Genomic DNA, 22,630 nt, shown 5'->3' with positions numbered 1-22,630 from the left:
GCTATCTCGGAGATGCCGTCAGGGGGCTCCTGAACAGCGGGTTCAGCAAGGTGGTGCCCGCCGCGACGGGGATGACGGCCGTCCCGGCATGCGGACTGACGATCCGTTCGGGATCGCGACAGACATGGGAGTGGTCCACCGCGGCCCCCCGGATCTCCTCCAGATAGTCCGGGTTGAGCAGGCTGGAGTGCTCGGTGACCACGACCAGATCGGGGTTGAGGACGTCCAGGAGCAGGGCCGTCGCCCGGCCGACCGCGCGGGCCCGTTCGCGCAGCAGCCGGTCCGCGCGCCGGTCTCCGGCCGCCGCGGCGTCGACCACCAGGAACGCGTCCGGTTCGGGCACGATCCCACGGCGCACGGCGGTCTGCCCTACGGCCGTGTTGGAGGCGGTGGCCTCCAGACAGCCGGACCGCCCGCAGGGGCAGACGACCGTGGAGTCGGGTACGGGCAGATGCGCCACATCACCGGCTCCGGACTCGGGACCCTGGTGGACCACGCCGGCGATGCCCAGAGCGGCGTCGACCACGTTGCCGATGAAGAGGTGCACCAGGCTGCGGCGTGCCGCCGGCCGGCCGAAGAGGATCTCGGACTGGGCGACGGCCCGGGCGTGATTGTCGATCCGCACCTCCACGCCGCCCAGTCCACGGGCGAGTTCGGCGGCCAGCGGCCGCTGGTGCCAGCCGAGCGCGTCATGCCGTACTGCTGTCCCGGTGGCCGGATCCACCCAGCCTCCGAGAGCCGCGCCCACACCCAGCAGACGCCGTCCGCGACCCACGTCGCCGAGAAACGCGCGCAGCTCCTCGACGATCCGGAGAGACAGCTCCCCCGGGGCGATGCCGTCGTGCGGGAGTGCGCGGCGGGCCAGCAGCCGACCGCGCAGATCCAGCAGGCCGAACGTCGAACCCGGTACGCCGATGTGCACCCCGGCCGCGACCGGCCCGCCGTTCTCCCCGGTATGCAGATCGACCGGAATCTGCGGCCTGCCGACTCCGCCGCTCGCCACGAGCTCGGGCAACTCCCGCACCAGGCCTAGGCCGACGAGGTCGGTGCACTGCCGGGACACGGCGGCCGGGCTCAGCCCGGAGAGATCGGCGATCGTCCGGCGCGCGACCGGCCCGTGGTCGAGCACGGTGCGCAGCACCGTGGCGGCGTTCGCCTCGCGCCGGCCGTCACCGGTCGCCCGGAAGACATGGGGGGTCGTGGTCATGAAGCCTTCCTCAGGTGTCATGGGGCCATCCTCAGGTCCTGCGACACAGGCACGGTCGCAACGTTACGGCGGCGTGAATTCGCCCCCGGGCTCGTGCCCGGCGCCGAAGCGGGGTCGGCCGAGTCTGTGGAACGACAGGAGAAGACGCAGCTCAGAGGTACTTTCACGAGGGCTGTCCGGAGGTCGTGCAGGCCCTGTGCAAGGGCCGATTGAACCACTGCCCGGGGCACCTCGGGGCAGGGAAGGGCGCTTGACGTGTGCCGTCGGGCGCTGCGAGTCTCCGGGACATGTTCGCGACGGCCGTTACCGATGCGCGGCCCGCCCGCGCCGGCCGCACCGCAATGCCGCCCGCGTGTCCGGGCCGCTGTACCGCCGCCTGACCAGGCGGCCCCGCACCGAACGCCTCACGGCCCTCCACCCCCGCTCCCGGACAGCCACCCGTCCGTAGGCGGACGCCACTCGGTCTATTACTTCCGCTCCCGAATTAATCAATGCGCCGTAGTCCGGACTCGATGATCGGCCGGCGTACGAGCCTGTCCTTCGAAGGGAATTCGCCATGACCTCCACAACCACCGCCCCCGCACCCGCCGTTACCGTCCAGAAGCTCGGCGGCCGCATCGGCGCCGTCATCTCCGGGGTCCGCCTCGGCGGGGATCTCGCCCCCGAGACCGTGGCGGCTGTCCGGGCCGCACTGCTGGCCAACAAGGTCGTCTTCTTCCGCGGTCAGGACCACCTCGACGAGGACAGCCACGAGGCGTTCGGGCGGCTGCTCGGCACCCCGGTCGCCCACCCGACCGTCCCGTCCGCCGACGGCCGCTACTCGCTGGGCATCGACTCCGACCACGGCGGCCGGGCCAACCAGTGGCACACCGACGTCACCTTCGTCCCCGCCTACCCGGCGTTCTCCATCCTGCGGGCCGTCGTCATCCCGCCGTACGGCGGCAACACCCTGTGGTCCAACACCGCTGCCGCGTACGCCGAACTGCCCGAGCAGCTGCGCACCCTGGCCGACAGTCTGCGGGCCGTCCACTCCAACGACTACGACTACGTCGCGGTGCGGCCCAACGCCCGGCCGGAGGCCCTCGCCAAGTACCGGGAGGTGTTCACCTCGACGAAGTTCCTCACCGAGCACCCGGTGGTCCGCGTCCACCCCGAGACCGGTGAACGTGTCCTGCTCCTCGGCAACTTCGTCCAGCGGATCAGCGGCCTGACCGGGAATGACTCCCGGGCGCTCGTCGATCTGTTCCAGTCCCACATCGAGCGCCCGGAGAACACGGTGCGCTGGGACTGGCAGGTGGGCGACGTCGCCATCTGGGACAACCGCGCCACCCAGCACTACGGCGTGGACGACTCCGACACCCACGAGCGCAAGCTGCGGCGCGTCACCATCGACGGCGACGTCCCCGTCGGCACCGACGGCCGCTCCTCCACACTCATCAGCCCCGAGGCGGTGCCCGACCCGTCCTTCGGCATCGCCTCCGGCGCCTCGACGGCTGCGGTCGCACAGACCTCCAACGCATGAGCGGGTCCCACCCGCACGGTGAGGCACCGGTCCCGGCGGGCGGCGCTGCGGCGTCGCCCGCCGGGGCGCCCCCGCAGGTGATCGTGATCCTCACCGACCAGCAGCGCTGGGACACGGCCGGGGTGCACGGCAATCGCGCGGGAGTGACTCCCGAGTTCGACCGGATCGCGCGCGAAGGCACCCTGTTCGAGCAGGCGATCACGTCCAACCCCGTGTGCGCACCGGCCCGTGCGGCGCTGCAGACCGGCCGCTTCCCGACCGCGGCGGGTGTCTTCCGCAACGGCCTGTCCCTTCCCCGGGACCTTCCCACGCTGGCCGGGGAGTTCGCGGCGGCCGGGTATGCGACGGGGTACATCGGCAAATGGCATCTGGCGGGCGAGGACCAGCCGGACGGACCGGTGGAAGCCGCCCGCCGGGGCGGCTACGAGCGGTGGCTGGCCTCGGACCGGCTCGAATTCACCTCGGACGCGTACCGCACGGTGGTGTACGACGAGGAGGGAACCGCCGTCCGGCTGCCGGGGTACCGCTCGGACGCCCTGATCGACGCGGCGATCCGTTTCGTGGCCGACCACCACGACCGTCCGTATCTGCTGTTCCTGTCGCTGCTGGAACCGCACCACCAGAACCCGACCGACGACTACCCCGCCCCGACGGGCTACCGCGAGCGCTACGAGGGGGCCTGGCTGCCCCCGGATCTCGCCGCGCTCGCACCGGGCGCACCCCAGGGAGGTGCGCACCGCCATCTCGCCGGATACCTCGGGCAGATCAAGCGGGTCGACGAAGGGGTGGGGCGGCTGCGCGACGCCCTGCGGAGCATCGGGACCGAGGAGGGCACCGTGCTGGCCTGGACGGCGGATCACGGCTCCCATTTCCGCACCCGTAACAGCGAGTACAAGCGCTCGGCCCATGAGGCGTCCGTCCATGTGCCGCTCGCACTCACCGGGCCGGGCTTCACCGGCGGCGGGCAGGTCCGGCAGCCCGTCGGCACGGTGGACCTGATGCCCACCCTGCTGGCGGCAGCGGGCCTCCCCATTCCCGACGGTGTCCAGGGGCGCTCCCTGCTTCCGCTGGCCGGCGGGGGCCTCGATCCAGGCCGGCCCGCCTCCGTTCTCATCCAGATCAGCGAGGACCGGGTGGGGCGCGCAGTGCGGACCTCACGGTGGAAGTACGTGGTGGACGCGCCGGGCGCGGACGCCTGGAACGATCCGGGCGCGGACCACTACACGGAGACGGAGCTGTACGACCTGGCGTCCGACCCCTACGAACTGGACAACCTGGCCGGGCTGGACTCGCACCGCGACGTCGCCGACGAGCTGCGAGGGGAACTGCTGGGCTGGCTCGACCGGATCGAGGACGCGAAGCCTGAGATCGAACGGGCGGCCGCACGCCCGTCGGGCCAGCGTCGCGCGGAGTCGTTCCCGGCCGGGGTGCCGTGGGACGGCGTGCGGTTCGGTCACCGCCCGCGCCCCTGACGGTCCGGTACCTTCGCCGCTGTCGCCCGGACGTCCCGGGCGACAGCGGCGGGAGCGGGTTCCTGCCGTGTCCCCGCCGCCCACCGTGCCGCCGGCCCCAGCGCGTACGACGCGGCGAGGAACGTCCCGCCGAGCAGCAGCCAGCCCGCCGTGCCCCGTCCGACCAGCAGCGCGGTGAGCAGGAGGGGGCCCAGTGTGCGTGCGACGGTGACGCCTGTCCCGAAGAAGCCCTGGTACTCGCCGACGCGCCCCGCCGGTGCCAGATCGAAGGAGAGCTGCCAGGAGCCCGCCGAGTGCAGCATCTCCGCGGCGACCAGCAGAACGGAGCCACCGGCCAGGGCCGTCACCGCCACCCACGGGGCGTCCGCCGCCGACATGGCGAAGACGAGGCAGACCAGGACCATGAGCGCGCCGGAGCGGCGAATGGCCCGCGCTGCCGTGGGGATCCCGTCCACGGAGCGGGCGGTTCGGACCTGGAAGAGCATCACGGCACCGGTGTTGAGCACGAAGAGGGCGGAGACCAGCCACTCGGGAGCCGACGTCCGCTCGGTGATCCACAGCGGCAGGCCGATGCTGAGCAAGGGCATGCGAAGGAGCAGCACGGCGTTGAGAAGTGCGACGACGGCGTACGGCCGGTCCCGCAGCACCACAAGTTCCGCGCTCGGGTCTCCGGGTGCCACCGCGACGGCGGGCAGCCGGAGCAGGACGAGTGCGCAGAGCAGGAAGCTTGCGGCGTCGACGGAGAAGACCGCGAGGTAGGCGGCCGTGGTTCCGGCGAACAACGCGAGGCCACCGAGTGCGGCGCCCATGGCGAGGCCCGCGTTGAGCGTCGACTGCAGGTGGGCGAGCGCACCGGTGCGCTCCTCCCTGGCGACCAGGCCCGCGAGCAGCGCCTGGCGGGCAGCGGCCAGTCCCGACTGCGCGGTGGCGTAGAGGCAGGCAGCGGCGAGGAACGGTGCGAAGTCCCGTACGACGAGGAAGGACGCGACCGCGACACCGGTCGCGAGGGCGAGCAGGACCGCCGTTCCCCGTGGGCCCCGTCGGTCGGCGATCCGGCCGAGGGGCACCCCGGCGAGGGAGCCGACCGCCCAGGCCACGGTGAGTCCGAACCCGATCCTGGCGGGGGCAAGGCCGACCACATGGGTGAAGTAGAGGGCCGAGGTGACGTAGTACGCGCCGTCACCGACGGAGTTCGTCAACTGGGCCAGCGATAGCGTGCGTTGAGGCCCGGCCGGCGGAAGTGGGTTCGGCATGGCGTTGACGTTACGCAGAGACCGGCTCCCCTGCGTGGGGCAATTCAGTGCCACCTGAGTGGGCCATTCCCGCCGGTCCCACTCAGCCGGAGAAGTCCCGGCGCACGTGCTGGTCGAAGAACCGCTCGACGAGACCGGAGGTGAGTACACCGGGCCGGTGCGGCGCGCGGTGGCCACGCCGCGTGGTGTGCACGGTCGTGGGCAGAGGGGGCGTCCGTTCCAGGGCTTCGCTGTTGAAGAATCCGTGTCCTGCCCCGTGGACCGAAATCAGGGTCGCCTCGCCGCCGGCGCGGTGCAGGGCGTCGAAGAGCCTTTGACTCTGCCTCGGCCCGACAAGGAGGTCCGCATCGCCGTGCAGGATCAGGAAGGGCACGGCCGGGCCCCCTGCATGACTCACCGGGCTTGCCTGGGCGGCGAGTTCGGGATGGTCCGTCGCCGGACCGCCGAGCAGGCCCCATGGCGGGGACGACGGGTCGATGTCGTTCAGGATGCCGCCCGGCAGGCTGTCGGCGTCCATGTGGGGGAGGTCGGTGGGGCCGTACCCGTCGACGACGGCCCGGACCGAGCTGGTGTACTCGCCATGCCCGCCGTTCCCTTCCCACACGGGGTCATCGCCGGTGAGCCCGAGCAGTGCGGCGAGGTGCCCTCCGGCCGAGCTTCCCCATACGCCGATGCGCTCGGCGTCCAGGCATCGGTCCCCCGCCACCGACCGCAGATAGCGCACAGCGGCTTTCACGTCGTGCAGTTGGGCCGGCCAGACCGCCGTGCGGCTCGACCGGTACTCGACGTCCGCCATGGCGTAGCCGCGCTGGGCAAACAGCCGTCCCAGGTGAGGGCCCATTCCCCGGGCGGCCCGCTGCCATCCGCCGCCGGGCAGCCAGATGACGACGGGACGCGGACCGGGCACCCCCTCGGGCAGATACAGGTCCAGCATCAGCTCACCGCCGGTGTCGGGCCTGGAGAAGACCAGGCCGCGCACCACGGTCACGGCGGGTGCGGGGGCCGTCTCTCCCGGCGGCGAGGTCGAGGCGAGGCCCTCCACGTAGGTCTGCATCAGGGTGGCGTTGCGGCCGCGCTGCGCCGCGTCGGCCCGGTCGTCCGCCTCCGTGCGCGGGCTCACGCTCCCTCCCACTGCTGCCCCGGGGCGGGAACGTTCCGATAGCGGGTGAACGCCTGCCGCATCCGGTCCGGGGAGGGGACGAAGGGCGCCGTCGGCACGTCCCGTTCCTCCGTCAGCTCGCCCAGTGCCTGGAAGAAGCGCTCGAACCCGCCGGTGGAGACGCCGAGGATCTTGTTGTACTCGCCCTCGGTCCGGTACGAGTGGACGATGCCCGCGGGTACGTATCCGAAGTCGCCGGGGCGCAGCAGTCTGCTCTCCTGGCGCCCGTCAGGGTGTTCCAGGAAGACGCGGGCGGCGCCTTCGACCACGTAGAAGATCTCGTGCACATCCTCGTGGGAGTGCGCGACGATCAGGTCGCCCTTGGGCTGGCGGGTGGTGAAGACCCCGAACTGGCCCTCCGTCTCGTCCGCCGACAGCAGGACCGTCACGACACTGTCGAACAGCTTCGACCGTTCGCCGTCTCCGTCCTCCAGGAAGAAGGGTTCGGGGCGTCCGGGAAGCACTCCTTCCCAGGACGGCTCGGAGCGGCGGTCGGGGACTCGATCAAATGTCACAGTGGCCTCCAGGAGGTGGGTGCGCGTGTGATCGAGTCTGCTGAAGGTCCGCTCGGGGAGCCATGACCTGTTGCCTCAAGCATCATGAGGGCGAAGCTAACCTTGCAGGTCAGAAAGGTTACGGGTGCCTTCCGGTCTCAGCGTTCACCGGACCGCCGGGTCTCGCGGCGCGCCACGCGTACCGCGAGTTCCTCGATCGCCAGGACCGCCGGGGACGGCGCCCTCGCCGACCGCAGCAGGTAGACGGTGGCGTCGGGCAGTCCTCGCACCGGAACGAACACGACACCGGGCCGGGGCGAGGCGGAGACCGCCCCGGCACCGGCGATGTTGACCCCGAGGCCGGCCGAGCAGATGTCGAGGACCTCCTCGAACGTGCCGGCCACGTACGCCACCTTGGGGGTGAACCCGTCGCTGCGTGGCAGTCCGAGCCAGTCGATGAGTGCCTCGTCACCCAGGGCCGCGACGAAGTGCTCGTCCGCCAGCTCGTCGACGGTGACGCTGTCCCGGCCGGCCAGCGGGTGGCCGGTGCCGACCACGAGAACCCTGCCCTCGGTCCAGAGCGGCACCGCGTGCAGGCCGGGGCCCGAGGGGGCTGCCAGGGCCGGCGCGAGAACCACGTCGACCAGGTCCGTCCGCAGCGCGGTCAGGGAACCGTCGAACCCGAGGCGCCGGATCTTCCATCGTGCGGCCGGAAAGGCCCGCGCCGCTTCGTTGAGGATGACGGAGCCGATGCGGCTCCCGACGACGAGGCCGACGCGCACCGCCGCCCCGCCCGAGCGTCGCTCCTCGGCCCAGGACACGACGTCGTCGAGAGCCGCGATGGACCGGCGGGCCATCGGCAGCAGTTCGGACCCCAGCTCGGTGAGTTCCACGCGCCGGGCGTCCCGCCGGAACAGCGGCGCGCCGAACTTCCGTTCCAGTGCCGCGATCTGCCGGCTCAGCGACGGGGCGGAGATGCGCAGACGCTCCGCGGCCCGGGCGAAGTGGAGCTCGTGCGCCACTGCGGCGAAGTACCGCAGTTGCTGGACCGTGAGATCCACGGGGATCCTCCTGGGGACGTGTCTACGGCAGGGGCAGGCCCGCGTAGTTCTGCGCGAGTTCGGCAGCGGCGTGCGGGGATGCGGCGATCCGGTCCAGCTGCGAGATCTGCAGCCGGGTGTCGAAGCCGCTCTGCTCCGGGTCGGTGTGGAGCGTGGTCGTCATGAAGTACGAGAAGTGCTCGGCCCGCCACACCCTGCTCAGGCAGGTGTCGGAGTAGGCGTCCAGCAGATCGGACGATCCGGTCGTGTGCAGACGCACCAGGGCGCGGGCCAGCACGACGACATCGGCCGCCGCCAGGTTGAGCCCCTTCGCCCCGGTGGGCGGGACGATGTGGGCGGCGTCTCCCGCGAGAAGGACGCGGCCGTACCGCATGGGTTCGGTGACGGAACTACGCATCGGCAGAACGGACTTCGATGTGATCGGACCGCGCCGCAGCGTCCAGTCCCCGTCGACGGCGAAGCGGGTGTCGAGTTCGTCCCAGATCCGCTCGTCCGACCAGTCCGCGGGGTCGGTGCCGTTCGGCACCTGGAGGTAGAGCCGGCTGACTTCGGGCGACCTCATGCTGTGCAGCGCGAAGCCGCGCGGCGAGTGGGCGTAGATCAGTTCGTCGCAGGACGGCGGTACGTCGGCCAGGATCCCCAGCCAGGAGTACGGGTACACGCGGTCGTACGTGCGCCGCACTCCGGCGGGGACAGCGGCCCGTGCGACACCGTGGAATCCGTCGCAGCCCACCACGTAGTCGCAGGTGAGCACCTCGTCACGGCCCTCGTGGGTGTAGTGCACGGTCGGCCGGTCGGTGTCGGCTCCTTCGACCGACGTGACCTCGGCACCGAAGAAGAGCGGTGCGCCGTCCGCCAAGTGAAGCGCTATGAGGTCCTTGACGACCTCGGTCTGGGCGTAGACCCATACCCGGCGGCCGCCGGTGAGCGAGGGGAAGTCGATGCGGTGGGCCCGGCCGTCCCAGCGCAGCTCGATGCCGTCGTGCACCAGGCCCTCGGCGTCGAGACGACCGGCGGCGCCTGCCTCCCGGAGCGCGTCGACGGTGGGCTGTTCGAGGATCCCGGCGCGCTGACGCCGTTCGACGTACGCCCGGTCGCGGCTCTCCAGCACCACGCAGTCGACACCCGCGCGGTGCAGCAGCCGGGCGAGCAGGAGTCCCGCCGGTCCGCCTCCGATGATCCCTACGGTCGTGTGCATGGGCTACTTCTCCTTGGCGGCGTGGGTGATTTCGGCGAGGATCCGGTCCGCCGCGGCGAACGCGGCGTTGGCTGCCGGCACACCGCAGTAGACGGCTGCCTGGAGCAGGACCTCCTGGACGTCCTCGGGGGTGAGGTCGCCGCTGGCGAGGGCGGCCCGCAGGTGCATGGCCAGTTCCTCGTGGTGGCCGAGTGCCACCAGGGCGGTGAGGGTGAGGCAACGCCGGGTCCGGTGGTCGAGCCCGGGCCGGGTCCACACCTCGCCCCAGGCGTAGCGGGTGATGAAGTCCTGGAACACGGCGGTGAAGGGTGTGGTCCGGGCGACGGCCCGGTCGACGTGCGCGTCGCCGAGGACGGCGCGGCGTACGGCGAGACCCGCGGCGCGGCGGGACGCGTCGTCGGTGGCGACCGGCGTCCCGGGCGCGAAGTGGTTCAGCAGTGCGGCAACCACGGGAGCGGGCCGTTCGACGTTGGCCAGGTGGGAGGCGCCCGGGAGTTCGAGCAGCGTCGCGCCCGGGATCGTGTCGGCCAGTGCGCGGGCGTGGGCGACGGGGGTCGCAGGGTCGTCGCGGCCTGCCACGACGAGCGTGGGGGCGGTGATCCCGCCGAGCTCACCGCGCAGGTCGTAGGCGGCGAGGGCGTCGCACAACGCGGCGTACGCCTGGGGGTCGACGCCGCGCAGGTCCGCCAGTGCGGCACGGGCCACCGGGCTGCCGGCGAAGTCCGCGGTGAACCAGCGGCCCGCCGCGGTGTCGGCCACCGGACCCATGCCTTCGGCCCGTACGAGGGCGGCGCGTTCGTGCCAGGCCTGCGGCTCGCCGAAGCGCGCCGAGGAGCAGACGAGCGCGAGCGAGCTGATCCGGTCGGGGTGGTGGACGGCCAGCCAGGTCCCGACCGCGCCGCCGAGGGACACGCCCGCGTACGCGAACCGCCCGATGCCGAGGGCGTCGGCAAGGCGGAGCACCTGTCGGCCCAGCCCGGCGACGCCGCTGCCCGCGGGGAACAGCGCGGCGGGGCTGGAGCCGTGCCCGGGCAGGTCCCAGCGGACCACCCGGTGGTCGCGGGCCAGGGCAGCGGCCTGTGCGTCCCAGACGGACAGGGTGGTGCCGAGGGAGGGTCCGAGAATGAGCGGCACGCCGGAGACGGGGCCGTCCACCTGGTGGTGGAGAAGTCGCCCGGTGGGGCCGTCGGATGTGTGCGCGGTGGTCATAGGGCTCCTGAACCGGCCGGTGCCGGGGGTGAGGGGTGCCTGGCGGCAGCCGGCGGACGTACGGGGCGGGGGTGTGCTGCCGCCAGGTGTACGGAGCGGGGGTGCACTGCCGCCGGGCGACAGTTGCGTGCCGGGACTCTCGTATGTGGTCTGCGCGTCATTCCGGGACGCTCTCCTCGCTGCGGCGGCGCAGCGCGCGGTCGACGAGGGGGCCGGCCGCCCCGGTGTATCCGGACGGGTCGGTGAGGGTCCTCAGCTCGTCCCCCGTCACCACGCCGGCCAGGGCGGGGTCCTGAGCCAGGGCTTCGTGGAGGGGGATGCCCTCACGGGCTGCGCGGGCGGCGCCGTCGGTGACCGCCTTCCGGGCGGCGGCCCGTCCGAGCCCGGCCGAGAGGGCCGCGCCGAGCCGTTCGCTGACGATCAGTCCACCGGTCGCGTCGAGGTTCTCGCGCATGCGCCCGGGGTGGACACGCAGCCCTTCGGCCAAGGTGGCCGCCGCGTCCGCGGCTCCCCCGACGGTGCGCAGCGCCTCGCGCAGAGGCTGCCATTCGGCGTGCCACGCCCCGGGCGGGCGTTCGTCCTCGGCGGCGAGCGCACCGTAGAGGATCCCCGCGAGGGCGGGTACCTGGCGGGCTGCGGCGGCGATGAGGACGGCGCGGGCCGGGTTGGCCTTGTGCGGCATCGCGGACGATGCCCCGCCGGTGCTCTCGGAGACCTCGCCGATCTCGGTCCGGGAGAGGACGAGGACGTCCGCGGCGAGTTTGCCCAGTGCCCCGGCGGTGAAGGCCAGTGCTCCGCCGAGGTCGGCGACCGGGGTGCGCAGGGCGTGCCAGGGCAGCGTGGGCGCGGCGAGCCCGGCCGCGGTCGCGTACGCCTCGACGAGAACCGGTCCGGCGTCCCGGGCCGCCGCGCCGTCGGACGCACCGTCCTGGCCCGTGGTCCGACGGCCGGATTCCGCGAAGGCTGCGAAGGCCGCCAACGTACCTGCCGCGCCGCCCAGTTGGACCGGGAGCGCGGCCCGGACCGTCGTGAGCCGGTCGTGGGCGTCGAGGACCAGGCTGCGCCAGCCCGCCACCTTGAGACCGAAGGTGGTCGGCACGGCGTGCTGGGTGAGGGTGCGTCCCGCCATCGGAGTGTCACGGTGCTCGGCTGCGACGCGCGCCAGGGCGGTGGCGGCCCGGTCCAGATCGGCCAGGATCAGGCGCAGGGCCTCGGCCGCCACCAGCATGGCGGCGGTGTCGAGGATGTCCTGGCTGGTGGCGCCCCGGTGGACGTGGGCGGCGGCTTCCGGGGACCGTTCGGCGACGGCGGCCGTCAGGTCGGCGGCCAGCGGGATGACCGGGTTGCCGCCCGACCGGGCTCGCAGGGCCAGGGCGCGTGGGTCGAACCGGGCCGTGTCGGCCGCGGCCGACGCGACGGCTGCCGCCGCGCCGGCGGGTGCGTGGCCGAGCGATTCCTGGGCGCGGACGAGCGCCGTCTCGGCGTCGAGCAGCGCGCGTACGTACGCCGCGTCACCCGTCGCGTCCTCGACGCCGGTTCCGGCGCGGACCGGTGCCAGCAGGCCGACGTCGGCCGCCGCGTCGCCCGAGCCCGCCGTGGCGGGCGAAGTCGCCATTCCGCGCGAAGGCGCCGTGCCGGCCGAAGTCGGCGCGTCAGCCGCAGTCGCCGCGTCAGCCGCAGTCGCCGCGTCAGCCGAAGTCAAGGAAGACCGTCTCCTCATGTACGCCGTCGTACTGCAGGCGGATGTCGAATCGGTGGACGCCGGTGTCCTCCGGCGTGGTGAGGAGCGTGGCCCTCCGCTCATGGGGAAGCCCGGCGAGGAGCCGGTCCTGGGCGAGGCCGGCGGCGTCGTGCAGGTAGGCACGGGTGTGCAGGTGGTGCGTCAGGCCGCGGGCGAAGACGACGAGAGCGAGATACGGGGCTCCGCCCGGCGGCAGCGTCGTGACGGTGTAGTGCCCGTCGGCGTCCGTCGCCACCCTGCCGAAGCCGGTGAACGCGACGCCGTTGCGGCCGATGACCGCCCCGGTGACGGGGTCGCGGCGCAGGGAGCCGGGCGCCCCGTGCCGGGAGCCGTCGGGGGCGGGCTGCCACACCTCGACGAGGGCGTCCGGCACCGGCTCACCGGCTCCGTCGAGGACGTGGCCGTGCAGGACCACGGCGCCGGGCCGGCCGGCCGGTGCGATGTCCCCGCCGCCCGGGAAGGGCAGCGCGTAACCGTAGAAGGGCCCTACGGTCTGGGACGGGGTGGGCGGCAGCTCCATGGTTTCGGAAACGGCTGCGGAAGCGGGTGCGGAAGCCGGCGTGATGGCCGGCGTGGTCGCGGACATCAGCGGCCCTCCTCGATCCAGGTGGCGGACGGGCCGTCGAGGACGATGTCCCAGCGGTAGCCGAGTGACCATTCGGGGGTGGAGAGCTCGTGGTCGTACGCCGCGACGAGCCGGCCGCGGGCGGCGTCGTCGGTGACGGACTGGAGGATCGGGTCGTACGCGAAGAGCGGGTCGCCCGGGAAGTACATCTGGGTGACCAGACGCTGGGTCAACGCGTTCCCGAACAGGGAGAAGTGGATGTGCGCGGGTCGCCAGGCGTTGGTGTGGTTGCGCCAGGGGTAGGCGCCCGGTTTGACGGTGGTGAAGGAGTAACCGCCCTGATCGTCGGTGAGGCAGCGGCCCACGCCGGTGAAGTTCGGGTCGATGGGTGCAGGGTGCTGGTCGCGCAGGTGGGCGTAGCGGCCCGATGCGTTGGCCTGCCAGATCTCGACGAGCTGGCCGCGCACGGGGCGGCCCGACCGGTCGAGGACCCGTCCGGTGACCGTGATCCGCTCGCCCAGGGGCTCGCCGTGGTGCTGCCGGGTGAGATCGTGGTCGAGTTCGGTGATGTCGGTGACGCCGAAGACGGGGCCCGACAGCTCGACGGCCTCCGGGTCGGCTCCCACGGGGATCAGCGGCCGCTTCGGGTGTCGCAGGGTGCTGCTGCGGTAGGGGGCGTAGTCGCGCGCGGGGTGCGGGCGCACGGGCGCGCCGCCGGCGAGTGACGTGGCGTAGTCCTCGCGCGCCGCGGTTATCTCGGCGGTGATGTCGGCCTGGGTCAGTGCGCGGGGGACGGCCGGGGCGGGTGGGGTGCTCATGGAGTGTCGGGTCCTTCCTGTGCGGGTACGGGGGCGGCTGCCGAACGGGAGTCGGGCATGGAGCGGCCGGACGCGGGCCGGGCCTCGCGGTCCGGTTCGGGGGCGGGCTGCTGGGTCTCACGTCGCGGTTCCGGGGAGGGACGGGTGGGCCTCACGATCCGGTTCCGGGGCCGGGGCGGCCCCGTCTCACGGCGTGGCCGACGCCGCGACGTGGACCGGTGCGGCGGTCCGGGCGAGCACCTCGGTCACGTCGACGCCCGGCGCGGTCTCCGCCAGGACGAGTCCGCCGGGCGTCACATCGAGCACGGCCAGATCCGTGATGATGCGGTGCACGCAGGCGCGGCCGGTGAGCGGCAGGGTGCACTCCTCGACGATCTTCGGGCTGCCGTCCTTGGCGGTGTGCGTCATCGTCACGATGACGCGGCGGGCACCGTGCACGAGGTCCATGGCGCCGCCGATCCCGGTCACGAGCTTGCCGGGGACGGCCCAGTTGGCGAGGTCGCCGCGGGCGGACACCTGCATGGCGCCGAGCACGGCCGTGTCGATGTGGCCGCCGCGGATCATGCCGAAGGAGAGCGCCGAGTCGAAGAACGAGGCGCCCGGCAGGACGGTGACCGTCTCCTTGCCGGCGTTGATCAGGTCGGGGTCGACGTCCTCGTCGTACGGGAACGGTCCGGTGCCGAGGATGCCGTTCTCGGATTCGAGGACGACGTGCACACCGTCGGGCAGGTGGTTGGGGATGAGCGTCGGCAGGCCGATGCCCAGGTTGACGTACTCGCCGTCGCACAGCTCGGCCGCCGCGCGGGCGGCCATCTCCTGGCGGTTCCAGCTCATCGGTGACCGTCCTCGTCCGGGGTGGTGCGTGGTGTCACGGTGCGCTGCTCGATCCTCTTGTCGGCGGCCTGCTCCGGAGTCAGCGCGACCACGCGCCGGACGAAGATGCCGGGCAGGTGGACGTGATCGGGGTCGATCTCGCCGGGCTCGACCAGTTCCTCGACCTCGGCGATCGTGATGCGGCCGGCCATGGCGGCGAGCGGATTGAAGTTGCGGGACGCCTTGTTGAAGACGAGGTTCCCGTGCCGGTCCCCCCTGGCCGCCCTGACCAGGGCGAAGTCGGTGCGGATGCCGCGCTCCAGGACGTAGGGGGTGCCGTCGAAGTCGCGCACCTCCTTGGCCGGGGAGGTGACCGCGACGCCGCCGTTCCCGTCGTAGCGCCAGGGCATTCCGCCGTCGGCGACGAGGGTGCCGACTCCTGCCGGGGTGTAGAACGCGGGGATGCCCGAGCCGCCGGCGCGCAGGCGCTCGGCGAGGGTGCCCTGGGGGATGAGTTCGAGCTCCAGCTCGCCGGCCAGGTACTGGCGGCCGAACTCCTTGTTGCCGCCGATGTACGAGCCGGTGACCCGGCTGATCCGGCCGGCGGCCAGCAGGACCGCGAGCCCGGACTCCTGCGCGCCGCAGTTGTTGGAGACGACGCGCAGGTCGCCGGTCCCCCGTTCGTGGAGGGCCGCGATCAGTGCGTCGGGGACGCCGCTGAGCCCGAAGCCGCCCACCGCGACCGAGGCGCCGTCCGGCACGTCGGCCACGGCTTGCGCGGCCGAGGCGACCACCTTGTCCATGGGACCGTCCCTCAGTTGTTCGCACAGTGAAGTTTCTTTCACTATTCTTGGCACGGAGTCTGCCGCCCACCCGGAACCCTGTCAACGGTCAGCGGCTCGCCTCTGCCGGCCGGACCGCCCCTCACCTGCCGCTGTTCACTACTGTGTCCCCACGACGCACGACGGAGAGCCCATGCCACCGCCCCACACGCTCCAGCAGACCGACACGCCGGCACCGGCCGAAGCCGTCGCCCCGCTCATGCGCGGGATCGCGGTCCTGCGCCGGCTCACCGACGAGGGCGGGACGATGAGCCCGAGCGCCATCGAGCGCGCCACCGGTCTTGCCCGGTCCACGGTCGACCGGATCACCGCGACCCTGGCGCGCATGGAGTACGTACGGATGGACGGCCGCGAGGTCACCCTCGCGCCGCGCCTGATGGAACTGGGCAACGCCTATCTCTCCGCACTCCGCCTTCCCTCGCTGCTCGGCGGGCGTGCCGACGCGCTCGCCGACGAACTCGACGAGTCGGTGTCCCTCGCGGTCGGCGACGGCGACGGCATCCGCTTCATCCACCAGGCCACCCGTCGTCGCGCGATGTCGCTGAGTTTCCGGATCGGCGATCTGCTGCCCGCCGAACGCACCGCCCCCGGACCGCTGTTGGCGGCCGGCTGGGACGATCGGCAGTGGCAGCGATGGAGGGACCACCGGGCCGCGGACCCGGAGGGGCTGGACTTCCCCGCCGTCCCCCCGCGCACGCCCTCGGACGAGAAGGAGTTCGCCGCGCGTGCGCAGCGGGCGCGCCACGACGGCTGGTCCCTGGACGACCAGTTGATCGAGCCCGGTCTGGTCGCCCTGGCCGTACCGGTCCACTCCCCCGGGGGCGAAGTGGCCTGCCTCGTCAGCGTCGTGAGCCACACCAGCCGGCACACCGCGGCCTCGCTGCGCGACACCCTGCTGCCCCGGGTGCTGGCCGCGGCCGCGGCCATGGAGCAGGACCTGCGGCAGGCACCGCCCGCCGTCACCCCGGACTCCCCCGTCGCACTGGCTTCCTGGACCGGGGCGTCGAAACAGGAGCTGGGCCGCGAGTTCAACGAGTCGCTCGCCCGCGGCCTGACGGTGCTCGCCGGCTTCGGCGAGGGCCGGGACGCACTGACGCTGGCCGATGTCGCCCGGGCCACCGGGCTGGCCAGGGCGACAGCCCGCCGGGCGCTGATCACTCTGGAGCACCTCGGTTACGTCACCACGCGGGACCGGGCCCACTCCCTGACCCCGCGCGTACTGGCCCTCGGTTACCCGCCGTTGTCCCTCGCGACACTGCCGCACATGGCCCAGCCCCATCTCGCCGCGCTGACCCGGCAGGTCCAGGACTCGGCCTCACTCGCCGTCCTCGTCGGAGACGACGTCCAGTACACCGGGCGGGTCGCGACCCGGCGCATCATGAACGTCAACATCACCGTCGGTACCCGCTTCCCCGCGCACGCGACCTCGATGGGCCGGGTCCTGCTGGCCGCGCTGCCGGCCGCGGAGCGCGAGAGCCGCCTCGCCCGGACACGAGCGCACGCCCTGACCCCGTACACCGTCACTCGCCCCGACGAGCTCCGCGTCGCTCTGGACCGCGTGCGGGCGGACGGGTACGCGCTGGTCGACGAGGAACTGGAGGTCGGCCTGCGCTCGGTCGCCGTCCCCGTACACGACCGTCGCGGCACGGTCGTGGCGGCGGTCAACGTGGCCATGCACAGCAGCAGCCGCACTCCGGAGGAGTGCGTCACGGATGTGCTGCCCCACCTGCGCGCGGCGGCCGGCCACATCGAGGCCGACCTGCACATCACCGAGCGGTACGTGCGGGTCCCGGCGATGTGACCCCGCGGGCCGGGCGCACGCGGCGCTCGTTCAGGATTCCGTCAGGAGGGTCCCGGAGGGCCGCCCTGTCACCCCCGGAATGGACTTGCGGGTCCATTTTTGCCTTTCTACGGTGCACAGACCCGCCACGGTGAACGGACCGCGGCAACCGCTCCGGGAAGGGCGCCCCTCATGCACGCGATCCACATCGACCGACACGGCGGCCCTGAGGTCATGACCTGGACCGAACAGCCGGACCCGATCCCCTCCCCCGGCCAGGCACTGGTCCGGCTCGGCGCCGCCGGGGTGAACTTCATGGACGTGGGCGCCCGCTCGGCCGGCGCCCCCGGCTGGTCCGCCCCGACGGGCCTCGGCGTCGAGGGCATGGGGTACGTGACCGCGCTGGGCGACGACGTCGAGGACCTGACGGTCGGCGACCGGGTGGCCTGGTTCTACCACCCGGGCAGCTACGCGGAGATCCTGGCCGTCCCCGCAACCGTGCTGGTCAGGGTCCCCGACGACGTGGCGGACGAGACGGCGGCCGCGATCATGATGCAGGGACTCACCGCGAACCACTTCACCACCGAGACGTACGCGGTCCGACCGGGCGACACCGCCGTGGTGCATGCCGCGGCAGGAGGCGTGGGTCAGCTGCTGACCCAGATGATCAAGGCGCGTGGCGGCCGTGTCATCGGTCTGGTGTCCCGTGCGGAGAAGGCGGCCACGGCCGAGGAGGCCGGTGCGGACCACGTCCTGGTCTCCTCGGGAGCCGGATTCGAGCAGCGCGTGAGGGAGCTGACGAACGGAGAGGGCGCCCATGTCGTGTACGACGGCGGCGGAACCGCGACGTTCCGGTCCTCCCAGCTGGCCCTGCGCCGGCACGGGGTGCACGCCTACTACGGACCCTTCCTCGGCGTCCCCTCGCTCCCCGTCACCGATCTGCCGAACAGCATCCTGCTGACGTACCCGACCGTGCAGGACCACGTCCCCGACCGCGAGGCACTGGTCACCAGGACAGCGGAGGTGTTCCGGATGGTCCAGGAGGGGAAGGTCGTCCCGCGCATCGGCGGCCGCTACGCGCTGGCGGACGCGGCGCAGGCCCACCGGGATCTCGAATCGCGCCGGACCACGGGGAAGCTGCTGCTCCTCCCCTGACCCGCGTCCGACGGACCCCGCGGTTCAATGGACTCCCCGTCCGGAACAGGAGAAGCACCGTGCCGTTGACCCCCAAGGGCGCCGCGACCAAGCAGCGCATCATCGAGGGCGCCGCCGCCGCGATCCGGCGGCACGGCGTGTTCGCTCTGACGCTCGACGACGTCCTCGCGCTCACCTCGACGAGCAAGAGCCAGCTGTTCCACTACTTCCCGGGCGGGAAGGACGAACTGATGCTGGCGGTCGCCCGCCACGAGGCGGAGCGGGTGATCAGCGACCAGCAGCCGGAACTGAGCACCCTCACCTCGTGGCCCGCCTGGCGGAACTGGCGGGACAAGGTGGTCTCCCGCTACCGCGAACAGGGCCGGGAGTGCCCGCTCGACATCGCGGTGTCCCACATCGGATCAGCCACGGCGGGAGCGCAGGCCGTCGCCACCGGGCTGCTCGACCGCTGGCAGGGCGAACTGGCCACCGGCATCCGGCACATGCAGTCCATCGGGGAGATCGACGCGGACCGGGACGCGGACCGCTCGGCGGCGGCGTTGCTGGCCGGTATCCAGGGCGGTGTGGTGATCCTTCTTTCCACCGGCCGCATGGGACACCTGGAGGCGGCTCTGGACCAGGGCATCGCCGACCTGCGACGCAGGACAGCCGCCTGACTGCGCGCGTGCGGGAGCGGCACGGCGGGGCACGTGCGAAACCGGAGGACCGGAAAGCGGCACGGCTGCTAAGATCGTCACGCTTTTCAGCGTGTACCGAGGAGACCAGACATGGCAGGCGACGACGACATCTCCGGGTGATACCCGGATGTGATCGGCCACCGCGGGCGCCCCAGGGGCGCCGCCGCAGTGGCCATGTCGTTGTTCCCTTTCGGCCATTCCTCCGGGGCGGCAGTCCCTGCCGATCCCGGATTCACACGCGAGGTCCTCCGCATGTCCGACGCATCCATCATCTGCTCGAACCTCTCCTTCTCCTGGCCCGACGACACCCCTGTCTTCGCCGGCCTGTCCTTCACCGTGGGCACCGGCCGCACCGGCCTCGTCGCACCCAACGGGTCCGGCAAGAGCACCCTGCTCAAGCTGATCGCCGGGGAACTGCGCCCCGCCACCGGATCCGTCTCCGTGGGCGGCACACTCGGCTACCTCCCTCAGAGCCTCCCCCTGACCGGCGATCTGTCGGTGGCGGAGGTCCTCGGCGTCGACGCGGTGATCCGCGCGCTGGACGCCGTCGAGTCCGGCGACGTGGGCGAGGACCACTTCGCGGTCATCGGCGACGACTGGGACATCGAGGAGCGCACCCGCGCCCAGCTGGACCGGCTCGGGCTGGAAGGCGTCTCCCTAGACCGCGGCATCGGCACGCTCAGCGGCGGGCAGGTCGTGTCGCTCGGTCTGGCCGCCCAGTTGCTGAAGCGGCCCGACGTCCTGCTGCTCGACGAGCCGACCAACAACCTGGACCTCGACGCGCGACGCACGCTCCACGACACGCTGGAGGCGTGGAGCGGCACCCTCCTGCTCGTCAGCCACGACCGGGCACTGCTCGACCGCATGGACCGTATCGCCGAACTCAATCCGGGCGAACTCCGCCTGTACGGCGGCGATTTCACCGCCTACGAGGAGGCCGTGCGGGCCGAGCAGGAGGTGGCCGAGAAAAACGTCCGCAACGCCGAGCAGGAGCTCAAGCGGGAGAAGCGGGAGCTGCAGCAGGCCCGTGAGCGTGCCGACCGCCGTGCGAGCAACGCGGCCCGCAACCTCAAGAGCGCGGGCCTGCCGCGCATCTTCGCCGGAAACATGAAGCGGGGCGCCCAGGAATCCGCGGGCCGGGCGGGTCAGACGCACGCCGCCCGGGTCGGCGAGGCCAAGGCACGGCTGGACGAGGCGGGGCGCGCCGTACGCGACGAACAGCGCATCACCCTCGATCTCCCGGACACCGACGTCCCCGCCGGGCGCACCGTCCTGCTCGGTGCGCACATGCGGGTCCGCCACGTCGGCGGCCAGGAGCAGTTCGCCGGCCAGGGCGTCGACCTGACCATCAGGGGCCCCGAGCGCATCGCGCTCACCGGCCCCAACGGCGCGGGCAAGAGCACCCTGCTGCGCCTGATCAACGGCGATCTGGCGCTGGACGGCGGAGAGATCCGGCGGGCCGACGGGCGGATCGCCTACCTCTCGCAACGCCTCGACCTGCTCGATCTCGACCGCACGGTGGCCGAGAACTTCGCCGCGTTCGCCCCGCACCGGTCGGAGGCGGAGCGGATGAACCTGCTCGCGCGCTTCCTCTTCCGCGGCGACCGCGCCCACCTGCCCGTCGGGGTGCTGTCCGGCGGCGAGCGGCTGCGGGCCACCCTGGCCTGTGTCCTGTGCGCGGAGCCGGCCCCGCAGCTGCTGCTTCTGGACGAGCCGACGAACAACCTCGACCTGGTCAGTGCCGATCAGCTGGAGAGCGCGCTGGGCTCCTACCGGGGGGCGTTCGTCGTCGTCAGCCATGACGAGCGGTTCCTCGAACGGATCGGGGTGGACCGGTGGCTGAGGCTCGCCGACGGGAAGCTGGCGGAGACCGGAGCGCCGCAGACCTGACCCCCTGACGTACCTTCCTGGCCCGCGTCCGAGGTCCAGGGCCTCCCGTTCGGATCCGGCCCGATCCGAACGGGAGGCCCACGCACCCGGCGGGCCGACGAACGACCACGTTGGAGGCAACCATGAGCGACCCCACGCCCCCGTCCGCACTGCTCGCACACGACCTCGTCCGCACCCACGGTGCGCGGCGCGTCCTCGACGGGGTGTCACTCACCGCGTCCCCCGGCCACCGCATCGGCCTGATCGGGGAGAACGGGGTGGGCAAGTCGACCCTGCTGCGGCTCCTCGCCGGAACGGACGAGCCGGACTCCGGCCGTGTCACCCGGCCCGCCGATGTGGGCTTCCTGCGCCAGGAGATGGAGTTCGACACCGGCTCGACGATCGCCGACGTACTCGACGACGCCCTCCGCGAGGCCCGGGCGGACCTGGCGGAGCTCGACCGGCTCTCCGGGCTGCTCGCCCGCACCCCGCAGAGCTCCCCGGAACACGCCGCGCTCCTGGAGGCGTACGGCGGACGGCTCGAACAGGCCGAGGAACGTGAGACCTGGGACGCGGACCGTCGCGCCGCCGTCCTCCTCACGGGCCTGGGCCTCGCGACGCTGGCGCACACGCGGACGCTCGGCTCGCTCTCGGGCGGGCAGCGCGGCCGCCTGGCACTCGCCGCGCTGCTGGTGCGGCGGCCCTCCGCCCTGCTGCTGGACGAGCCGACCAACCACTTGGACGACGAGGCCGCCGCCTTCGTCGAGGAGCAACTGCGCTCCATGCCGGGGCCGGTGGTGATCGCCAGCCACGACCGGGCCTTCCTCGACGCCGTCTGCACGGACCTGATCGACCTCGATCCGGCCGTCGACGGTCCCGTACGGTACGGCGGCGACTACAGCGGCTATCTGAGCGAGAAGCGCGCCGATCGGGCCCGCTGGGAGCGCCGTTACGCGGAGGAGCAGGAGGAGCTGGAGGCGCTGCGGCGCTCGGCCGATGTGACCGCGCGCATGGTCGCGCCGGACCGGGGGATGCGCGACAACGAGAAGATGGGGTACGGACTGCGGGCCGGCCGCGTGCAGAGCCAGATCGCGCGCCGGGTCCGCAACGCCTCCCGCCGGCTGGACGAGCTGGAGCGCAACCGGATCGGGGAGCCGCCCCCTCCGCTGCGGTTCCGGTACACCTCGCTGGCCGGACCGTCCGAGCAGGGCACGCTCGTGTCCCTGCGCGGGGTACGCGTCCCGGGGCGCCTCAGAGTAGACCGCCTCGACATCACGGCGACCGAACGCCTGCTGGTCACGGGCGGCAACGGCGCGGGGAAGTCGACGCTCCTCGCCGTGCTCGCCGGGGCTCTCGCCGCCGAGGGCGAGGTGGGCCGGCGGCCGGGTCTGACCGTGGGGACACTCGCCCAGGACACGGAGTTCGCCCGGCCCGACCGTACCGTCCGGGAGACGTACGAGAAGGCGCTGGGCTTCGAACGGGCCGAGGCGGTGCCGCTGGTCTCGCTCGGTCTGATGCATGAGGGGGACCTCGACAAGCAGGTGGGCCGCGTGTCGGCCGGCCAGCGCCGCAGGCTCGCCCTGGCGGTGCTGACGGCGCGCCCGCCGCAGCTCCTGCTGCTGGACGAGCCCACGAACCACCTGTCCCCGCGCCTGTGCGACGAACTGGAGGAAGCCCTGGGCGCGGGTCCCGGAGCCATCGTCCTGGCCAGCCACGACCGCTGGCTGCGGAGGCGCTGGCAGGGGCGGGAGCTCCGGCTGCGCCCGGAGCCGATCGGCTGAGGGCGCCGTGGGGC

The 22,630-nt window shown here is 72.7% G+C and carries 19 protein-coding genes; 7 read left to right on the top strand and 12 right to left on the bottom strand.

The genetic code is table 11. The features are described from left to right. Position 1: 1 nt before the first annotated feature. Entirely contained in the window at positions 2–1,207 is a 1,206-nt protein-coding gene (locus ACGFZA_RS21340) for an ROK family protein (RefSeq protein ID WP_393681078.1), read from the bottom strand. Positions 1,208–1,763: 556 nt separating this feature from the next. Between ACGFZA_RS21340 and ACGFZA_RS21335 the strand changes: the two genes are divergently transcribed. Then, positions 1,764–2,729 (top strand): TauD/TfdA dioxygenase family protein, encoded by a 966-nt coding sequence (locus ACGFZA_RS21335; RefSeq protein ID WP_393681076.1) that lies wholly within the window; start codon positions 1,764–1,766, stop codon positions 2,727–2,729. Continuing rightward, on the top strand, positions 2,726–4,201 hold the full coding sequence (locus ACGFZA_RS21330; RefSeq protein WP_393681074.1) for a sulfatase-like hydrolase/transferase: 1,476 nt from the start codon (positions 2,726–2,728) through the stop codon (positions 4,199–4,201). The genes ACGFZA_RS21335 and ACGFZA_RS21330 overlap by 4 nt, the downstream gene beginning before the upstream one ends. Here the strand turns inward: ACGFZA_RS21330 and ACGFZA_RS21325 are convergent. The 11 genes from ACGFZA_RS21325 to ACGFZA_RS21275 all read right to left on the bottom strand — a co-directional run bounded on the left by ACGFZA_RS21325 (position 4,183) and on the right by ACGFZA_RS21275 (position 15,315). Further along, positions 4,183–5,454: an MFS transporter gene (locus ACGFZA_RS21325; protein ID WP_393681072.1), complete on the bottom strand. Its 1,272-nt coding sequence runs from the start codon at positions 5,452–5,454 to the stop codon at positions 4,183–4,185. The two genes, ACGFZA_RS21330 and ACGFZA_RS21325, sit on opposite strands and share 19 nt — an antisense overlap. 82 nt (positions 5,455–5,536) lie before the next feature. Continuing rightward, the gene (locus tag ACGFZA_RS21320; protein WP_393681070.1) at positions 5,537–6,574 is read right to left on the bottom strand and encodes a prolyl oligopeptidase family serine peptidase; all 1,038 of its coding nucleotides are present in this window, start codon (positions 6,572–6,574) and stop codon (positions 5,537–5,539) included. After that, positions 6,571–7,128, bottom strand: coding sequence for a quercetin 2,3-dioxygenase (locus tag ACGFZA_RS21315; RefSeq protein ID WP_393681068.1), 558 nt, complete (start codon positions 7,126–7,128; stop codon positions 6,571–6,573). The genes ACGFZA_RS21320 and ACGFZA_RS21315 overlap by 4 nt, the downstream gene beginning before the upstream one ends. Before the next feature lie 137 nt (positions 7,129–7,265). Further along, positions 7,266–8,168, bottom strand: coding sequence for a LysR family transcriptional regulator (locus tag ACGFZA_RS21310; protein ID WP_393681066.1), 903 nt, complete (start codon positions 8,166–8,168; stop codon positions 7,266–7,268). A gap of 22 nt (positions 8,169–8,190) precedes the next feature. Beyond that, positions 8,191–9,366 carry a 4-hydroxybenzoate 3-monooxygenase gene (locus tag ACGFZA_RS21305; protein ID WP_393681064.1) on the bottom strand — a complete coding sequence of 392 codons (1,176 nt, stop codon included), beginning with the start codon at positions 9,364–9,366 and terminating at the stop codon, positions 8,191–8,193. A 3-nt stretch (positions 9,367–9,369) separates the two neighbouring features. Then, positions 9,370–10,575, bottom strand: coding sequence for a 3-oxoadipate enol-lactonase (gene pcaD / locus ACGFZA_RS21300; protein ID WP_385274473.1), 1,206 nt, complete (start codon positions 10,573–10,575; stop codon positions 9,370–9,372). A gap of 157 nt (positions 10,576–10,732) precedes the next feature. Further along, positions 10,733–12,190, bottom strand: a complete 1,458-nt coding sequence (gene pcaB / locus ACGFZA_RS21295) for a 3-carboxy-cis,cis-muconate cycloisomerase (protein WP_393681061.1) — start codon at positions 12,188–12,190, stop codon at positions 10,733–10,735. Between the two features lie 73 nt (positions 12,191–12,263). Further along, complete coding sequence (gene pcaG, locus ACGFZA_RS21290; protein ID WP_385274682.1) at positions 12,264–12,836, bottom strand: protocatechuate 3,4-dioxygenase subunit alpha; 573 nt, start codon at positions 12,834–12,836, stop codon at positions 12,264–12,266. Between the two features lie 65 nt (positions 12,837–12,901). Continuing rightward, a complete protein-coding gene (pcaH, locus tag ACGFZA_RS21285) occupies positions 12,902–13,699 on the bottom strand; it encodes a protocatechuate 3,4-dioxygenase subunit beta (protein ID WP_385274468.1) in 798 nt (265 codons plus the stop codon). A gap of 186 nt (positions 13,700–13,885) precedes the next feature. Continuing rightward, positions 13,886–14,533 (bottom strand): CoA transferase subunit B, encoded by a 648-nt coding sequence (locus ACGFZA_RS21280; protein WP_393681059.1) that lies wholly within the window; start codon positions 14,531–14,533, stop codon positions 13,886–13,888. Continuing rightward, a complete protein-coding gene (locus tag ACGFZA_RS21275; protein ID WP_385274462.1) occupies positions 14,530–15,315 on the bottom strand; it encodes a CoA transferase subunit A in 786 nt (261 codons plus the stop codon). Before ACGFZA_RS21275 ends, ACGFZA_RS21280 begins: the two co-directional genes overlap by 4 nt. Positions 15,316–15,487: 172 nt before the next feature. On the opposite strand from ACGFZA_RS21275, the gene ACGFZA_RS21270 reads away from it, so the two are divergent. From ACGFZA_RS21270 to ACGFZA_RS21250, 5 genes are all read left to right on the top strand, one after another. Further along, positions 15,488–17,155 (top strand): IclR family transcriptional regulator C-terminal domain-containing protein, encoded by a 1,668-nt coding sequence (locus ACGFZA_RS21270; RefSeq protein WP_393681056.1) that lies wholly within the window; start codon positions 15,488–15,490, stop codon positions 17,153–17,155. A gap of 171 nt (positions 17,156–17,326) precedes the next feature. Next, on the top strand, positions 17,327–18,289 hold the full coding sequence (locus ACGFZA_RS21265) for a quinone oxidoreductase family protein (RefSeq protein WP_393681054.1): 963 nt from the start codon (positions 17,327–17,329) through the stop codon (positions 18,287–18,289). Positions 18,290–18,348: 59 nt separating this feature from the next. Beyond that, positions 18,349–18,945, top strand: a complete 597-nt coding sequence (locus ACGFZA_RS21260) for a TetR/AcrR family transcriptional regulator (protein WP_385274453.1) — start codon at positions 18,349–18,351, stop codon at positions 18,943–18,945. 273 nt (positions 18,946–19,218) lie between these two features. Then, on the top strand, positions 19,219–20,856 hold the full coding sequence (gene abc-f / locus ACGFZA_RS21255; protein ID WP_393681052.1) for a ribosomal protection-like ABC-F family protein: 1,638 nt from the start codon (positions 19,219–19,221) through the stop codon (positions 20,854–20,856). Positions 20,857–20,978: 122 nt separating this feature from the next. Further along, entirely contained in the window at positions 20,979–22,616 is a 1,638-nt protein-coding gene (locus ACGFZA_RS21250; RefSeq protein WP_393681049.1) for an ABC-F family ATP-binding cassette domain-containing protein, read from the top strand. The last annotated feature ends 14 nt before the right edge of the window (positions 22,617–22,630 follow it).

The sequence above is a fragment of the Streptomyces sp. NPDC048211 genome (assembly GCF_043202315.1).
Classification (GTDB): domain Bacteria; phylum Actinomycetota; class Actinomycetes; order Streptomycetales; family Streptomycetaceae; genus Streptomyces.
Note: the sequence above shows the minus strand (reverse complement) of the source record. Positions and strands in the feature narration are given on the sequence as shown.

What these genes read in the sequence shown, in the direction of transcription:
- ACGFZA_RS21265 (WP_393681054.1), top strand. Translation starts at nt 17,327, where the DNA reads ATGCACGCGATCCACATCGACCGACACGGCGGCCCTGAGGTCATGACC.
- pcaH (WP_385274468.1), bottom strand. Translation starts at nt 13,699, where the DNA reads ATGAGCACCCCACCCGCCCCGGCCGTCCCCCGCGCACTGACCCAGGCC.
- ACGFZA_RS21250 (WP_393681049.1), top strand. Translation starts at nt 20,979, where the DNA reads ATGAGCGACCCCACGCCCCCGTCCGCACTGCTCGCACACGACCTCGTC.
- ACGFZA_RS21305 (WP_393681064.1), bottom strand. Translation starts at nt 9,366, where the DNA reads ATGCACACGACCGTAGGGATCATCGGAGGCGGACCGGCGGGACTCCTG.
- abc-f (WP_393681052.1), top strand. Translation starts at nt 19,219, where the DNA reads ATGTCCGACGCATCCATCATCTGCTCGAACCTCTCCTTCTCCTGGCCC.
- pcaB (WP_393681061.1), bottom strand. Translation starts at nt 12,190, where the DNA reads ATGGCGACTTCGCCCGCCACGGCGGGCTCGGGCGACGCGGCGGCCGAC.
- ACGFZA_RS21335 (WP_393681076.1), top strand. Translation starts at nt 1,764, where the DNA reads ATGACCTCCACAACCACCGCCCCCGCACCCGCCGTTACCGTCCAGAAG.
- pcaD (WP_385274473.1), bottom strand. Translation starts at nt 10,575, where the DNA reads ATGACCACCGCGCACACATCCGACGGCCCCACCGGGCGACTTCTCCAC.
- ACGFZA_RS21270 (WP_393681056.1), top strand. Translation starts at nt 15,488, where the DNA reads ATGCCACCGCCCCACACGCTCCAGCAGACCGACACGCCGGCACCGGCC.
- ACGFZA_RS21275 (WP_385274462.1), bottom strand. Translation starts at nt 15,315, where the DNA reads ATGGACAAGGTGGTCGCCTCGGCCGCGCAAGCCGTGGCCGACGTGCCG.
- ACGFZA_RS21340 (WP_393681078.1), bottom strand. Translation starts at nt 1,207, where the DNA reads ATGACCACGACCCCCCATGTCTTCCGGGCGACCGGTGACGGCCGGCGC.
- ACGFZA_RS21325 (WP_393681072.1), bottom strand. Translation starts at nt 5,454, where the DNA reads ATGCCGAACCCACTTCCGCCGGCCGGGCCTCAACGCACGCTATCGCTG.
- ACGFZA_RS21330 (WP_393681074.1), top strand. Translation starts at nt 2,726, where the DNA reads ATGAGCGGGTCCCACCCGCACGGTGAGGCACCGGTCCCGGCGGGCGGC.
- ACGFZA_RS21280 (WP_393681059.1), bottom strand. Translation starts at nt 14,533, where the DNA reads ATGAGCTGGAACCGCCAGGAGATGGCCGCCCGCGCGGCGGCCGAGCTG.
- pcaG (WP_385274682.1), bottom strand. Translation starts at nt 12,836, where the DNA reads ATGGAGCTGCCGCCCACCCCGTCCCAGACCGTAGGGCCCTTCTACGGT.